This is a genomic window from Clostridium sp. (genome assembly GCF_016650095.1).
Lineage (GTDB): Bacteria > Bacillota > Clostridia > Clostridiales > Clostridiaceae > Clostridium_AD.
Genome location: NZ_JAENWL010000038.1, coordinates 1 through 15,211, shown reverse-complemented (window position 1 = coordinate 15,211; position 15,211 = coordinate 1). Strand labels below are relative to the sequence as shown.

At 31.3% G+C, this 15,211-nt stretch carries 13 protein-coding genes, 1 pseudogene and 1 other annotated feature; of the genes and pseudogenes, 8 read left to right on the top strand and 6 right to left on the bottom strand.

The window, feature by feature from the left end; all coding sequences use genetic code 11:
• Positions 1 to 210: pseudogene (locus JJE11_RS04175) on the bottom strand (ABC transporter substrate-binding protein); the annotation flags it as partial.
• A 200-nt stretch (positions 211 to 410) separates the two neighbouring features.
• Positions 411 to 639: a binding site (T-box leader), on the top strand.
• Between the two features lie 85 nt (positions 640 to 724).
• Here JJE11_RS04175 and JJE11_RS04170 point away from each other — a divergent pair.
• Complete coding sequence (locus JJE11_RS04170; RefSeq protein ID WP_291632991.1) at positions 725 to 3,367, top strand: valine--tRNA ligase; 2,643 nt, start codon at positions 725 to 727, stop codon at positions 3,365 to 3,367.
• A 438-nt stretch (positions 3,368 to 3,805) separates the two neighbouring features.
• Positions 3,806 to 5,158 (top strand): folylpolyglutamate synthase/dihydrofolate synthase family protein, encoded by a 1,353-nt coding sequence (locus tag JJE11_RS04165; RefSeq protein ID WP_291632990.1) that lies wholly within the window; start codon positions 3,806 to 3,808, stop codon positions 5,156 to 5,158.
• 146 nt (positions 5,159 to 5,304) lie between these two features.
• On the opposite strand, the gene JJE11_RS04160 is transcribed toward JJE11_RS04165, so the two are convergent.
• On the bottom strand, positions 5,305 to 5,553 hold the full coding sequence (locus JJE11_RS04160) for a TIGR03905 family TSCPD domain-containing protein (RefSeq protein ID WP_291632989.1): 249 nt from the start codon (positions 5,551 to 5,553) through the stop codon (positions 5,305 to 5,307).
• Between the two features lie 146 nt (positions 5,554 to 5,699).
• Between JJE11_RS04160 and JJE11_RS04155 the strand changes: the two genes are divergently transcribed.
• Positions 5,700 to 6,581, top strand: a complete 882-nt coding sequence (locus JJE11_RS04155) for a YncE family protein (RefSeq protein ID WP_291632988.1) — start codon at positions 5,700 to 5,702, stop codon at positions 6,579 to 6,581.
• Between the two features lie 3 nt (positions 6,582 to 6,584).
• Here the strand turns inward: JJE11_RS04155 and JJE11_RS04150 are convergent, their stop codons facing one another.
• Positions 6,585 to 7,112 carry a DUF4364 family protein gene (locus tag JJE11_RS04150; protein WP_291632987.1) on the bottom strand — a complete coding sequence of 176 codons (528 nt, stop codon included), beginning with the start codon at positions 7,110 to 7,112 and terminating at the stop codon, positions 6,585 to 6,587.
• Between the two features lie 300 nt (positions 7,113 to 7,412).
• On the opposite strand from JJE11_RS04150, the gene JJE11_RS04145 reads away from it, so the two are divergent.
• Positions 7,413 to 8,162: a polysaccharide deacetylase family protein gene (locus tag JJE11_RS04145; RefSeq protein ID WP_291632986.1), complete on the top strand. Its 750-nt coding sequence runs from the start codon at positions 7,413 to 7,415 to the stop codon at positions 8,160 to 8,162.
• A 180-nt stretch (positions 8,163 to 8,342) separates the two neighbouring features.
• On the top strand, positions 8,343 to 9,035 hold the full coding sequence (locus JJE11_RS04140) for a single-stranded DNA-binding protein (RefSeq protein ID WP_291632992.1): 693 nt from the start codon (positions 8,343 to 8,345) through the stop codon (positions 9,033 to 9,035).
• 359 nt (positions 9,036 to 9,394) lie between these two features.
• Here the strand turns inward: JJE11_RS04140 and dapD are convergent, their stop codons facing one another.
• On the bottom strand, positions 9,395 to 10,105 hold the full coding sequence (gene dapD, locus JJE11_RS04135; RefSeq protein WP_291632985.1) for a 2,3,4,5-tetrahydropyridine-2,6-dicarboxylate N-acetyltransferase: 711 nt from the start codon (positions 10,103 to 10,105) through the stop codon (positions 9,395 to 9,397).
• A 227-nt stretch (positions 10,106 to 10,332) separates the two neighbouring features.
• Here dapD and JJE11_RS04130 point away from each other — a divergent pair, with 227 nt between their 5' ends.
• Positions 10,333 to 11,487 (top strand): aminotransferase class I/II-fold pyridoxal phosphate-dependent enzyme, encoded by a 1,155-nt coding sequence (locus JJE11_RS04130; protein ID WP_291632984.1) that lies wholly within the window; start codon positions 10,333 to 10,335, stop codon positions 11,485 to 11,487.
• Positions 11,488 to 11,878: 391 nt separating this feature from the next.
• On the opposite strand, the gene dapB is transcribed toward JJE11_RS04130, so the two are convergent.
• Complete coding sequence (gene dapB, locus JJE11_RS04125; RefSeq protein WP_291632983.1) at positions 11,879 to 12,634, bottom strand: 4-hydroxy-tetrahydrodipicolinate reductase; 756 nt, start codon at positions 12,632 to 12,634, stop codon at positions 11,879 to 11,881.
• On the bottom strand, positions 12,631 to 13,527 hold the full coding sequence (dapA, locus tag JJE11_RS04120) for a 4-hydroxy-tetrahydrodipicolinate synthase (protein WP_291632982.1): 897 nt from the start codon (positions 13,525 to 13,527) through the stop codon (positions 12,631 to 12,633). Before dapA ends, dapB begins: the two co-directional genes overlap by 4 nt.
• Before the next feature lie 410 nt (positions 13,528 to 13,937).
• Between dapA and JJE11_RS04115 the strand changes: the two genes are divergently transcribed.
• Complete coding sequence (locus JJE11_RS04115) at positions 13,938 to 14,177, top strand: small, acid-soluble spore protein, alpha/beta type (RefSeq protein WP_291632981.1); 240 nt, start codon at positions 13,938 to 13,940, stop codon at positions 14,175 to 14,177.
• A 270-nt stretch (positions 14,178 to 14,447) separates the two neighbouring features.
• Positions 14,448 to 15,185, top strand: coding sequence for a class I SAM-dependent methyltransferase (locus JJE11_RS04110; RefSeq protein ID WP_291632980.1), 738 nt, complete (start codon positions 14,448 to 14,450; stop codon positions 15,183 to 15,185).
• The last annotated feature ends 26 nt before the right edge of the window (positions 15,186 to 15,211 follow it).

The window sequence follows — 15,211 nt, the reverse complement described above, 5'->3', positions numbered from 1 at the left end:
AGTTGAAAGGTCGATTTCAATGCCTTCCTCTTTAAAGAAGCCCTCTGATATTGCTGCATACATTGGAGCGTAGAAAATAGAGCGAACTACTTCGTTTAATTTTATTTTTTCGAGTGCTCCATTATCTGCTTTTTTACATCCAGAAAATAATGTAGTTATTAAGGTAAGAGAGAGAAGCAGAGAAAAAACTGAGATTTTTTTAATTTTCATAGATACCTCCATATTATAAGGGTGTTATCATTCTATAATATGAGAAATTGTGTAGATGTGACATTTTAAATTAAAGTTAAGCTGTAAAATAAGTTGTATCATAAATCAATTACACAAGTATCATAAATATAAAATGAAATATCTTGACATATATAAATTAAGATGTATAATAAGGAATAAATAAAAACTTCATAAAATCTTTAAAAGCTTAGATGAAGAGGAGTAGAGGGAAATTAATATTAAGAGAGGAAGATCCATAGGCTGTAAGATCTTCTATATGAAAAACCTTGAAGGTAGCTTCGGAGCTTCTTTGTTGAATTCTATACAATTATAGTTAGTAAACAAAGACGGTTATCTTAATCGTTAAATTATCAAGAGCCTGTAGATTTGCAGGAAAAAAGGTGGTACCGCGAGCTTTTCGTCCTTTTATAGACGAAGGTTCTTTTTTTATTCCTTTTTATATTTAAGATGCTTAGAAGTTGATATAATAATTATTGCTTAGGAGGAATTACTGATGGAAGAAAATAACAATATTGATAAGAATTATGATCCGAAAGAGTTTGAAGAAAGGCTTTACGCATGGTGGGAAGAAAAAGGATTTTTTACTCCAACTATTGATAAAAATAAAAAGCCATTCACAATTATGATGCCACCACCAAATATTACAGGGAAATTACACTTAGGGCATGCTCTTGATAATACGCTTCAAGACATTCTAATAAGAACTAAAAGAATGCAAGGCTTTAGCACCTTGTGGCTTCCAGGTGAAGACCATGCTAGTATTGCAACGGAAGTTAAGGTAGAAAATGAACTTTTAAAGAAAGGGCTTGTGAAAAAAGAAATGGGAAGAGAGGCATTCCTTGAAAAAGTTTGGGAGTGGACTAATGAATATAGAGAAAAAATAAGAGGGCAAATAAAGAAAATGGGATGCTCTGTTGATTTTACAAGAGAAAGCTTTACTATGGATGAAAACTTAAATCATGCAGTAAGAGAAGTTTTTGTTAAATTATATAAAGATGGACTTATTTATCAGGGAAATAGGATAACAAACTGGTGCCCAAAATGTATGACAGCAATATCAGATGCTGAAATAGAGTTTGAAGAACAAGATGGGCACTTCTGGCATATAAAATATCCAATAGTAGGTAGTAATGAATTTTTAGAAATAGCTACGACAAGGCCAGAAACCATGCTCGGCGATACAGCAGTTGCTGTAAATCCTAAGGATCCACGTTATATACATTTAATAGGTAAAAAAATAATGTTGCCTTTAGTAGATAGAGAAATACCAATAGTTGCAGATGATTATGTTGATATAGAGTTTGGAACAGGGGCAGTTAAAATTACTCCAGCACATGATCCTAATGATTATCAAATAGGAAAGAGACACAATCTACCAGAAATAGTAGTTCTGAATGAAAATGCAACTATAAGTGAAGGGTACGGAAAATATTCAGGTCTTGACAGATACGACGCGAGAAAGGTCATGGTAGATGATTTAGACAAGGCAGGTCTACTTGTTAAGATAAAAGACCATGCTCACAATGTAGGTACTCACGATCGATGTAAAACTACTGTAGAGCCAATGTTATCCAAACAATGGTATGTTAAAATGGAGTCCCTTGCAAAGCCGGCAATCGATGCGGTACACGAAAATAAAACTAAATTTGTTCCTGAAAGGTTTGATAAAACCTACTTTAATTGGATGGAAAACATTCAAGATTGGTGTATATCAAGACAGTTATGGTGGGGACATAGAATTCCGGTATGGTACTGCGCGAACTGTGGAGAAATTATAGTTACTACGAACGCACCAACTAATTGTACCAAATGTAACAGTGCAAATCTTAATCAGGATAAGGATGTTCTTGATACTTGGTTCAGTTCAGCATTGTGGCCTTTTTCAACACTTGGATGGCCAAATAATACAGAGGATTTAAAATACTTCTATCCAACGAATGTTTTGGTTACAGGGTACGATATAATATTCTTCTGGGTTGCAAGAATGGTTTTTTCTGGGATTTATAATTTAGGGGAAGTACCATTTGAAACAGTGCTAATGCATGGAATGGTTAGAGATGAGCAAGGAAGAAAGATGTCTAAGTCACTAGGAAATGGTATTGATCCATTAGATGTAGTAGAAAAATATGGTGCGGATGCGTTGAGATTTTCCCTGGCTACAGGAAATTCTCCGGGTAGCGATATAAGATTCTATGAGTCAAGAGTTGAAGCTGCTAGAAACTTTGCCAATAAAATTTGGAATGCTTCTAGATTTGTTATGATGAATTTTAATGAAGAATTAATGACAAAATATAAAGATAGTAAAAACTACACTGTCGCCGACAAGTGGATATTATCAAGGATGAACACTGTGACAAAAGAAGTTACAGAAAATATTGAAAAATATGAAATAGGGATAGCGCTCCAAAAGACACATGACTTTATGTGGACAGAATTCTGTGATTGGTATATTGAACTTGTTAAACCAGTATTATACGCAGAAGATGGGGAAGCAAAGGGTATAGCGCTAAATGTATTAAATAAAGTATTAAAAACTGGACTTAAACTACTTCATCCTGTTATGCCATTTATAACAGAAGAAATTTATACTCATTTAGATAATGAGTACGAATCTATAACAATTTCTAAATGGCCAGAGTTCGAGGATGCGCTTAAAGATGAGAAATCTGAAGCAAAAATGAATTACATTATAGAAGCAATAAAGGATGTAAGAAATGCTAGAGCTGATATGAATGTACCACCTTCAAGAAAAGCTAAAGTATTTATATATGCTACAGAGGCAAAAGAAGCATTTGAAGAGGGTATGGTATATTTTCAGAAGCTTGCATCGGCAAGTGAAGTTAAGTTCTTAGGATCTAAAGCTGAAGCACCAGGAAATGTAGTTACGGTAGTAACTAAAGGCGCAGAAGTATATATGCCATTACTTGAGCTTGTAGATTTAGAAGTAGAGCTTGAAAGGTTAAATAAAGAAAAGGATAAACTAGGAAAAGAAATAGATAGAGTGGAGAAAAAACTTTGTAATGAAAAATTTACAGCGAAAGCTCCTGTAGAAGTAGTTGATGAAGAAAGAGCTAAAGGTGAAAAATATAAAGAAATGTACAATTCAGTAATTCAAAGTATAGAAAATTTAAAATAGTTAAAAGTCTCCTATGTTTAAATAAACATAGGAGACTTTTCTATTAAAGAAAGGGATAGGTTATAACTGGGGGAATAGCTGCTAACCGTCCCAAATGTGTTTAGCAATGTTTTTAGTAACACTCAAAGCTTACTATTTCTTTCAGTGCTATACATAAAAGCATTCTTAGAATAGTGTATTTCAGTACTACCTAAAGTGTTACAATTTTTTTATCCGGGAATGATTAATAAAGAGAGTAAAGCATAAAATTTATTAATTCTCCCTAACAATAAAATAAAAGGTTGTTAATTATAACTAAATTGGTATAAAATTTAAAAGTAAGTTAAATCATCATCTTCATAGAAGATGATAGCTCAGTAGGAGATGAATTGACTACTCCCACAAGAGAGGATTAACAGTCGCCACACTATTCACTCCATTTTGAAAGGAAGGATAAGCATGAATTATGATGAAGCTAAATCTTATATAAAAGACACAGCCAAGTTTGGTAGCAAACTTGGACTTGAAAGAACAGAAAAAATATTAGAACTTTTAGGAGATCCACATAAGAAATTGAAATGTATACATATTGCAGGAACTAATGGAAAAGGTTCAACTACTGCTATGGTGACTACGGTTTTGGTGGAAGCTGGATACAAGGTAGGGTCATATACCTCGCCATTTATTGAAGAGTTTGAAGAACGGATTCAAATAAATAATAAGAATATCTCTAAAGGGGATTTAAGTGATATTGTAACAGAGGTTTCAAAAGCAGTAGAAAAGGTAGTGGAACTAGGGCACGGTAACCCAACAGAATTTGAAATCATTACTTGTGCAGGTTTTTTATATTTTTATAAAAATAATGTAGATTATGCAGTGGTTGAAGTAGGGATTGGAGGTAGGCTTGACTCAACAAATGTAATTATACCTATTTTAAGTATTATTACATCTATTAGCCTAGACCATACTCAAATATTAGGAGATACCATAGGGAAAATTGCTTATGAAAAAGCAGGTATAATTAAACAAGGAATTCCTGTAGTTATGTTTCCTTCGCAAAAGGAAATTTACGATGTAATAGAAAGAAAATGCATAGAAAAAAAATGCAAATTAATAAAAGTATCACAGAATTCATCTGAATATTTGGGAAAGGAAAATTTGAAACAAGCTGCAATAACTTCAATTGAGGGGACAGTATTTAAAAGTAGTAAGATCATAACTCAAAAAATTAGAGTTAATACTTCAAATAACGATTATATTATTGAGTTGGCACTTTTAGGCAAACATCAATTACTAAACTGTTCCGTAGCAGTTCATGCTATAGAGGAGCTTATAGTGCAAGGTACTAAAATTAGTAGAGATAACATAGTGAATGGGCTCGGGAAAGTACTGTGGCCAGCAAGGCTTGAGGTGCTGAATATAAAGCCATTGGTTGTTATAGATGGAGCACACAATATGGATGGCATAGAAAACCTTACTGAAAGTATTGGTATGTATTTTAATTATAATAAAATTATATTAATCTTAGGAATCCTTGCGGATAAACAAGTTGGTGCGATGATAAAAACTATAGTTCCGAAGGCGAGTAGAGTTATCACTGTTACACCACATAGCGAACGTGCAGAACTTTCGCAAAAGTTAAAAGTTCAAGTAGAAAAATATACTACTAGTTGTGAGGCAATTGAAGATTATAGGTCGGCATATGAAAAAGCTTTGAGCTATTGCGGAGAAGAAGACTTATTATTAATAGCGGGCTCTTTATACATGGTGGGAGATATGAGAAGAATAATACGAGGGGTGCATAGCTGTTAATTATTTGTTTTATATGATAAGAGCTATTAATAATTTTTTTAAATAGACAAGACACATATTTTACATAATATGTGTCTTGTCTATTTACTTATATTAAAATAAAAAATAAGTCAAAATACTAGATTATAATCATGCACTTAAATTAATTAAGGATTTACAAGAAATTCTTCAAGCGCTAAAGCTAATTGATCAGGGCAAGAAGTGATTTTATCACCACAGCGAATGCCCTTAAGTCTCTTTATAGCTTCGTTAACTTCCATTCCTTTTATTAGGGTTGAAATTGCAATCAAACTTCCTGGGCAACCGCTTGTAAAAACAACAGACCTTATTTTATTTTCAACAATATCAAAATCTATTTTTTTTGAACAAACGCCTTTGGGTTTATAACTATACATAATGGACCTCCATCTTCTGTAATTTTAATGATCACAAAGGATATTATATACTATTAAGTAGCTTTATTTCAATAAAAAAATTTTCATGAAAACTCGTTAGCAGATTATAACTATTTTCATATTATGGTTATGAGGAGGTGAGGAATTTGAGAAAGTTATATGTATGTAGTACTTCAGCAGATTGCATATCAAAAGTAAACTTGGATTTATTTATAGAAGAAGAAAAAATATCTTTAGATAAACGAAATCTCAAAAGAATTGGTCCTCATGGCATATGTGTTTATAAAAACAAGATATTAACAGCTAATAGTTATGATAATAGCATTTCCATGGTTGATATTGATAGTTATGAAACTGAAAGTTATTTCATAGGCATGCATTGTAATGATTTATCAGTTTATGATAATAAAGCTTATGTTATTTGTGGAGATTCTGATGATATAATAGTTTTTGATTTAGAGAAAAGAACTATCGTAGAAGCTATTCAATGTGGTAATTTACCCCATAGTATTTATATTTGTAAAAGAAAGAATATTATTATAGTAGCAAATATGAATAGTGACAGTATAACAATAATAGACTGTGCTATCAATGGTAAGGTTAAAAACATTAGGGTTGGGTCATACCCTACTAAAGCGCTAATTACCCCAGATGGAAATTATATTTTAGTTTGCGAGAGTAATATAGGAACGGATAACAAAGGAAGTATAAGCATTATATCATTAAAAAATTATAACGTATTGTACAAGATACCTGTTGGTAATTCTCCAGTGGATATGTATTGTAATGAAAGATACTGCTATATTTCAAACTTTGGAGAGGGTACAGTTAGTAAAGTAGACATAAATAATTACAAAGAAATAAAGAAAATTAAAGTTGGAGGTATGCCTAGAGGGATACAAGAAGATGAAAAATTTTTGTATGTAGGTGATAATTATAACAATTTACTTTTTAGAATCGATAAAATCACTGAAAATAAAAAAGCCATTTCTATTGGCGGAGAGCCCACAGGAATGACAATTCTATAAAAATCAATCACTTATTAGAAGGTTTATTATCTTATTATAAAAATCAGATGGGTTATTTCTCCATTTGGTGCATAAATCCCGTGCTTGCTTGTTTGACGCAACACTAAGTTTAATATCTATTAGGGTGAAACTATCTTCTGACGCAGTAAGGTTAACTAAATAGTTATTATTGTTTTCTATTGTGTAATCAGCGCTAATAGTTAGCTCTTTTTTGATATTTTCAATATGGGATTTCAAGTAATTATCGATAAGCTGCAACTTACTATCAGAAATTCTTCCTTTAAATAAAGATAGAACATTGTCACCCTTTTTTGTAATTACCAATCTATGTTTACCTTTTTGCTCAGTATTACTAATCAGGTTAGAAGCAATAAGTTCCGTAATATATTGTTGCAGTGTAAAATAATTTATAAAATTATTTTCTAGAATAATTTGTGTTATTTGAATATTAGAAATAGGGAGCTTTATTTTATAAAATATATAAAGTAAAAGAAGCTTATTTTCAGCTAAGTCCAAAGCATCTTCAAACATATCATATCCTCCTTGTAGTTTACCTGCGTACAAAACAATTATAGACTGTTTCGTTCCATGTAAAATTAATTATAAACAGTATAACATAAAAAGTACCAAAATGAATTGGTGCTTTTTAGTTTTAACAATTTACAAAGGGTATAAATTTAATGAAAAGTTTCATCAAAATAAAATTTATAAAGAAAATTATACATATATATTAACTTTTAGAATATAAATTTAAAGTATAAATGTAACTGCGAGGCGACAGTTTATATTTGTTGTCTGATGCACATTGATATAAGGAGGATATAGGAGGGTATGGGTTACATAAAAAGGAATCTAATAGTGTTTTGTTTGATTTTCTTTGGGATTTTAGGGGCGACATGTATTTATAACTTAAAAACTAAGGGCGTGTTTTTGGGGCAGCAGCGTAAATTACCAATTTACAGTGTAGATACTAAAGAGAAAAAAATTGCAATTTCCTTTGATGCAAGTTGGGGAGATGACAAAACAGATGATATATTAAAAGCATTAGATAAGTACAATGCTAAAGCAACGTTTTTTCTAGTGGGAGCATGGATAGACCAGTTCCCGGATAAGTTAAAGACGATGTTTGAAAAAGGTCATGAAATAGGTAACCATTCTAATAAGCATCCTATAATGACCACAATATCTAAAGAGAATATGATAAAGGAAATAGCTATAACTGATGCTAAAATAATGTCTATAACAGGAAAACCAGCAGTGCTTTTTAGATGTCCATCTGGAGAGTATAATAATTTAGTAATTGAAACCGTAGAGGCAACAAACCACTATTGCATTCAATGGGATGCAGATAGTATCGATTGGAAAGAGCAAGGGGCAGACATTGAGTATAATAGAATAATAGAAAAGACTAAGCCGGGCTCTATACTTTTATTTCATAATAATGCAAAATATACTCCTGGAAATTTAGAAAAAGTTTTAGAATACTTTAAAGCTCAGGGTTATGAATTTGTAACAATATCAGATCTTATATATAAAGATAGTTATTATATAAATCAAGCAGGAAAACAAATACAAAAATAAATGCTAAAAGTATTGAAATTTAGTGAACATTTGTATTATAATGGGAATACCAATTAATTATAATTTTGGCGAAATATTTACAAACAAAATTATATAAGTATTAGGTATATTACATTATAAAACTGAATACTTATATTCTAAGGAAAGTTTACTAAAACACTAAGGGAAAGAGGGGTTATGATGGATAATGTTATGTTAAATAATAAGATTTATTTAGAAGGGAAAGTAATATCTGAATTAAAATTTAGTCATGAAATGTATGGGGAAGGGTTTTATGTATTTGATTTTGAGGTTTGGAGACTTAGCGAAACAACTGATATTTTAACTATAACAATTTCAGAAAGATTAATTTCGGGTATGAACATTAACATTGGAAATGAATTTATAGTTGAAGGCCAACTTAGATCTTACAATAAATTTGTTGAGGGATCTAATAGATTAATCTTAACAGTATTTGCTAGAGATATTAAAATTTGTGAGGAACGCAGTAAGAATCCAAATCAGATATTTTTAGATGGATATATTTGCAAAAGCCCAGTATATAGGACAACTCCTTTTGGAAGAGAGATTGCGGACATGCTACTTGCAGTGAACAGATTGTACAACAAATCTGATTATATACCTACAATTGCTTGGGGACGAAATTCTAGATTTTGTAAAAGTCTTGAAGTAGGAGATAATATAAGAATTTGGGGAAGACTTCAGAGTAGAGAATATCAAAAGAAATTATCAGATGATGAAGTTATAAAAAAAGTTGCATATGAAGTGTCTATATCAAAGATGGAAAAAGTTAATAAAGATGGTGAAAACGAAGATGAAGCAGATATGATAATTGATGAAGAGCATAACTATGATGCTCTAGACGTTATCTAGTATATATATATATTTATACTTACTCTTTTTAGTTTTAGTTGAAAAGAGTAAGTATTACCAAGTTTAAGACGTAGAAAGATCAAGTATTACTGAAATCAAGACGTAGAAAAGAGTAATTTATTTTGATCTGTATAAAAGAGCATATATTATTCAGATTAAGACATGGAAAAGAGCAAGTATTACGTAAAATGCATTCGAACAAGCTTTAGTCAGTCTTAAGTCATTTTATTTAAATATACGTTAAGAAAAGTACATGTTTGAGCGATAGCGAGTTTGTACTTTTTAGTATCTTTAAATAAAATTAGTTTAGAATGACTTAGCACAGTGAGATGCAGTTGTAGTAATACTTGCTCTTTCACCTATTTTCTTAGGTCATCAAGTAGCTTTGTTTTTTCTTTAGTTCGACTATCCACATTTTTTATTATTTTTGCTGGAGCTCCAGCAACTACAACATTTTCTGGAACATCATTTACAACTACGGATCCTGCTGCTATCACAGAATTATTTCCAATTTTCACACCTTCGAGTATTACAGCATTTGCTCCAATTAGTACATTATCTCCGATTTCACAAGGGCTTTTACTTGGCGGTTCTAGAACGCCTGCTACTACAGCACCTGCACCTAAATGAACTCTTTTACCGAGTTTTCCACGTGCTCCAACCACAGCATTCATATCTATCATAGTTTCATCACCAATTTCAGCACCTATATTAATTACAGCACCCATCATTATAACGGCATTTTTGCCTATGGTAACCTTATCACGTATAATTGCACCTGGTTCAATTCTCGCATCAATATTTTTGAGATCTATTAGCGGAATGGCAGAGTTTCGTCTGTCTTGTTCAAGTTTAAATTTTTTGATCTTGTCTTTGTACTTTATTAGAAAATCTGATACCTCTTCACTTTCTCCAAATAGCATATAAAAATTACCGCTTCCGAAATTTTCTATATTTCCAAACTGGCATTGTGATAAATCTCCGTCAATATAGAGTTTGATTGGAGTAGCTTTTTTAGCTTCTTTTATGTATCTTGCAATTTCATAAGGGTCTGTTAAATCATAGTTCATAGTTATGCTCCTCTCATATTATAAGTATTTATCCAAGTTCTTGATTTTATGCACTTAATATCCGTAAACTTTAAAATAAAACTATATATCCTATAAATAATATATTAAAATCTACAATAATTAAAGGGAAATATCATTATTTTCCTAAAAAAATTTAAATATTAATGATTTTTATACTATTATATAGTAAAATACTTATAATTCAAACAAATAAAAAGGATGATATTATGAATAATGTATTTTCAAATAATGTAAGTAATGTAGAGATTTCTGGAATTAGAAAATTTTTCAGTAAGGTTTCACAAGTTCCAGGGGCAATTTCATTGACCCTCGGTCAACCCGATTTTCCAGTGCCAAAGAGTATTAAAAAGGCCATGATTCAAGCTATATATAATAATAAAACGGAGTATACAGCTAATGCAGGTATTCCAGAACTTCGAAATGAGATTTCTAATTTTTTAAGTGACATGGACATTAACTACTTAGCTGATGAAATAACTGTGACTGTCGGCGGAAGTGAGGCACTACTATGCATATTTGCAGCATTTTTAAATGCTGGTGATAAAGTTCTGGTACCAACTCCAGCTTATCCAGCATACGAGAGTTGTGTGAAGATTTTTGGAGCAGAAGTAGTTAATTATACTCTTAATAGTGATTTTACTATTAATTTTGCAGTACTAGAAAAACTTATTAATGAGGAAAATCCAAAGCTTTTAGTGATGTCTCATCCATCTAACCCTACTGGGGCAGCATTATCATTATTAGAGCGAGAAAAACTTTCCAAAATTCTAAAAGAAAAAGATATTTACATAATAAGCGATGAGATTTACAGCTCATTATGCTATGAAAAATACTACTCACTAGCTCAGATTGATGAAATAAGGGATAGAGTGATTTTGGTAGGTGGGTTTTCTAAAATGTTTTCAATGACAGGCCTTAGAGTGGGGTATGTTTGTGCTAGCAAATATATTACGGATAATATATTGAAAGTACATCAGTATAATGTTTCGTGCGCAACTTCAATATCTCAATGGGGAGCCTACGCGGGATTGCAATCGAGCATGGATGATGTGGATATTATGAAAATGGAGTTTGAGAAGAGAAAAGAATATGTATATAAAAGACTTACGCAAATGGGATTAGATGTAGCACTCCCTAAGGGAGCTTTTTATATATTTCCTTCCATAAAAAAATTTTCTATGAGTAGCGAAGAATTTTGTAGTCGACTTCTATATGAAGGAAAGGTTGCTGTTGTGCCTGGTTCTGCATTTGGATTAGGAGGAGAAGGGTTTATAAGGATATCATATTCTTATAGCTTAGAAGTATTAAAAGAGGGAATAGACAGAATGGAAAAATGGATTGAATCATTAGACATAACTTAGTGATTTTTTAAAAATAAGAGTGCAATTCGTATGAATTTTCTCCTGCGCGATTTGAAATAAGAGTTTGAAACGTGAAAGTTGATTAAGAAATTCTAGTGTTTTGCCAATATAAAATACTCTAACACTCACATTCGGCTTACAGCCGGTTCGCTAGCCTTCCTTCCAGTCAGGCTCACGTGAATTTTATATTGGCAAAACAAGAATTTTAAAATCAACTTTCAATGTTTCTGCACTTCTTATTTCAAATCACTATGGAGAAAATTCATACTATATCTCATATTGGATATCTATAGTAAAAAAGAGTTATAAACATTGATTTCCATAAGTGGTTATATATAATAAAGCCTTGAAGCAGAGAAGCATCTGTTCCAAGGCTTTATTATATTAAAGTCTATATTGACATACTAACTACATCGTCCATACTATATAGACCTTTCTCTTTCCCGTAAATATATTCACAGGCTTTGAGTGCACCTATTGCGAAGACGTCCCTTGATATTGCGGTATGCTTGATTTCAATACATTCTCCTTTTCCTGCAAATATGACTTCGTGATCACCTACAATACTTCCACCACGGATAGCGTGAATTCCTATTTCATTAGGTTGTCTTTTACTTAAGCCATCCCGTCCTTTAGTGAAGATTGTTTCGCCTTCAATGGAGTCCTTAATTGTATTTGCAAGAAGTAGAGCAGTACCACTAGGAGCATCAACTTTCTGGTTGTGATGTTTTTCAATTATCTCAATATCAAAATCCTTATAAAGCATATTACTTATACTCTTGAGTATATTATTAACAATATTTATGCCTATAGACATATTTGCAGAATGAAATACTGCAATTTCTTTGCTAAGGGAATCAATTTTGGATAATTGCTCAGGTGAGTAGCCAGTAGTGCAGAACACAATAGGAATATTTTTCTCTTTTGAATACTTACATAAGGAATCTAGAGCATCTGGCCTTGAAAAATCTAAAATCACATCTATGTCAATTTCACATTCAAGTATGCTGTCATAGCATGGGTAGCTTAAATTAGATGAATTTTTATCAACACCGGCAACAATTGAAACCGATTTCGACTCTTTTGCCATTTCTGAAATAACTTTGCCCATTTTTCCATTACATCCATTTAGAAGCATTTTAATCATTTGGTTTCCTCCTTTAAGGCGATATTATACGATTTTAATTCTTTTTTTAGAATTTGTAAATTCTTTTCTTCCATTTCACATAGTGGTAGTCTTAAATGTCCTACTTCCATTCCCATAAGATTCATAGCTGTTTTTACAGGGATAGGATTAGTTTCTATGAATATAGAGCTATTAAGAGCAAGAAAATTCAATTGGATTTTTAAAGCCTCGGCGTGGTCACCTTGAAAATATAATTCACACATGTTATGAATGTCTGTAGGGATTATATTTGCAAGAACAGATATAACCCCAATACCACCTAAGGAAAGTATAGGTATAACTTGGTCGTCGTTACCTGAATAGACATCTAATCTATCTCCGCATAGTGCTTTAATTTGTGCTATTTGACTTATATTGCCACTTGCTTCTTTAATTGCTACAATATTTTGTACATCACACAATTTTAAAAGTGTGCTTGGAGTAATATTAAGAGATGTTCTTGATGGAACGTTGTATATTATTATAGGCGAGGTTACACTATTTGCAATTGCACTAAAATGTTCAAATAAGCCTTTTTGAGTGGTTTTATTATAGTAGGGGGTAATTACAAGTAATCCGTCTACGCCTATTTTTTCTGCCCATTTACTCATGCTTATTGTAGCAGCAGTGTTGTTACTTCCTGTGCCGGCGATTACTGGAACCCTCTTATTAACGACATCAACTACAAACTTTATAGTCTCTTTTCTTTCTTGCTCTGACATAGTAGAAGCTTCACCGGTAGTGCCACATACTATAATAGCATCTGTTTTACTGCTAATCTGCCATTCTATTAGTTCTTCAAGTTTTTTGAAATCTATCCCTCTTTCATCAAACGGAGTAACTATTGCAACACCAGAACCTTTAAAAATACGCATAAGATTACCTCCTCGTAGATCTGTAAATAATAACAAAAATTAATTGCGATTATCTATAGAACTATTTTATTTTTATTACTATATATTTATTAATTGGGATTGATTTTAGTGAATCATTTCGATTTATAAATAATTCAATATTGATAATTCATAATAATATATGAATTATAACTAAAGCTTTTTCTTTATTATATTATATAGCCCATATGTGAAAATATATATACTTTTAAGAAAAAAAATGAAAATCAGTAATAATGGATAGATAAATGTAATACAACAGGTGATTATTTAACCCACAAAATGTAAAAAACAGTGCTGGAAGGGACATTTCCAGCATTATATTTTTTTATTGTGAATAAAAGAACCTCAAATTGTAAAAAATATTAGATATTATAATTAGGAGGGGTATTATGGGTAAAACACCTTTAAAAAAAGTTATAAAAGCCAAATTAAAAACAAACAAAGAATTAACCAAAAATGAAATGCTTAGAGAAACGTTAAAATATGAAATAGCTGAAGAATTAGGATTAACAGATAAAATAGGTGTGGAGGGATGGAGTGGACTAACAGCAGAAGAGACAGGGAGAATTGGAGGCTTAATGACAAAAAGAAAGAAGAGCATAAATCTTCCTAAAAACGCAGATTTTTAACAGCATTTCAGAAGGAAAGGCGCCCACTACTATAAGTGGGACTTACATATTACCATAAAAGGAAAACTTCAGTGGGAATATAAATTTATTTTTGAAGTTGTTAATATTTCATCTGTGAAGGTAATGAACAGCTGTTAAGCAAATTACTTTGGACAATATTTGGTGTATAGGTTAGAATATTATATACCATTATAGTTTTAAGAGGATAACCCTTTGAAAAAGAATAAATCTTTGAAGAGGGGAGTACTTTGAAAAAGGAGAAATGTTAATATGGACTGTTATAAAGAGTTTGCTCATATATATGATGAGTTAATTAATTCTGATATTGATTATAAATCATGGGCTTCGAGCATATTAGGTATTTGCAAAGAATATCGCGTTGATATGGATAACTATTTAGATTTAGCCTGTGGTACAGGGAATCTTACTATAGAAATTGCAAGTGAATTTAATCATACATGGGCAGTTGATTTATCTTCTGACATGTTGAGTGAAGCAGAGAAAAAAATGAGGGAAGCGCTGATAAAAGCAAAATTTATATGTCAAGATATTTGCGAATTGAATTTAAATAATACATTTAATCTGATAACGTGCTGCTTAGATTCTAGCAATTACATATTAGAAGAAGAAAATTTTAAAAAATATTTATTAGGAGTTTATGATTTATTAAAAGGTGATGGTTTATTTATCTTTGATATTAATTCTTATTATAAACTTACTAATGTGCTTGGTAATAATATTTATAATTACGATTCTGATGATGTTGTATATATTTGGGAAAATTATTTAGAAAATGATATAGTAGAAATGAGTTTAACCTTTTTTGTGAAAGAAGGACAAGTATACAGACGCTTTGACGAAGAGCATTCAGAAAGAGCTTATAAAGAGGAATATGTAGAAAGCGTTATTAAAGAAGCTGGGTTCGAAATAATTAAAAAGATGGATAATTACGAAGATAAAGCGGTAAGTGATCAAACAGAGAGAATATGTTATGTTTTGAAAAAGTAAAAACAACAAGAGTTTTGCTAGTGTTT

Bases quoted from the DNA above. Each gene is read 5' to 3' on its own strand.
- JJE11_RS04170 (WP_291632991.1), top strand. From the start codon at position 725: ATGGAAGAAAATAACAATATTGATAAGAATTATGATCCGAAAGAGTTT.
- JJE11_RS04165 (WP_291632990.1), top strand. From the start codon at position 3,806: ATGAATTATGATGAAGCTAAATCTTATATAAAAGACACAGCCAAGTTT.
- JJE11_RS04160 (WP_291632989.1), bottom strand. From the start codon at position 5,553: ATGTATAGTTATAAACCCAAAGGCGTTTGTTCAAAAAAAATAGATTTT.
- JJE11_RS04150 (WP_291632987.1), bottom strand. From the start codon at position 7,112: ATGTTTGAAGATGCTTTGGACTTAGCTGAAAATAAGCTTCTTTTACTT.
- JJE11_RS04145 (WP_291632986.1), top strand. From the start codon at position 7,413: ATGGGTTACATAAAAAGGAATCTAATAGTGTTTTGTTTGATTTTCTTT.
- JJE11_RS04140 (WP_291632992.1), top strand. From the start codon at position 8,343: ATGGATAATGTTATGTTAAATAATAAGATTTATTTAGAAGGGAAAGTA.
- dapD (WP_291632985.1), bottom strand. From the start codon at position 10,105: ATGAACTATGATTTAACAGACCCTTATGAAATTGCAAGATACATAAAA.
- JJE11_RS04130 (WP_291632984.1), top strand. From the start codon at position 10,333: ATGAATAATGTATTTTCAAATAATGTAAGTAATGTAGAGATTTCTGGA.
- dapB (WP_291632983.1), bottom strand. From the start codon at position 12,634: ATGATTAAAATGCTTCTAAATGGATGTAATGGAAAAATGGGCAAAGTT.
- dapA (WP_291632982.1), bottom strand. From the start codon at position 13,527: ATGCGTATTTTTAAAGGTTCTGGTGTTGCAATAGTTACTCCGTTTGAT.
- JJE11_RS04115 (WP_291632981.1), top strand. From the start codon at position 13,938: ATGGGTAAAACACCTTTAAAAAAAGTTATAAAAGCCAAATTAAAAACA.
- JJE11_RS04110 (WP_291632980.1), top strand. From the start codon at position 14,448: ATGGACTGTTATAAAGAGTTTGCTCATATATATGATGAGTTAATTAAT.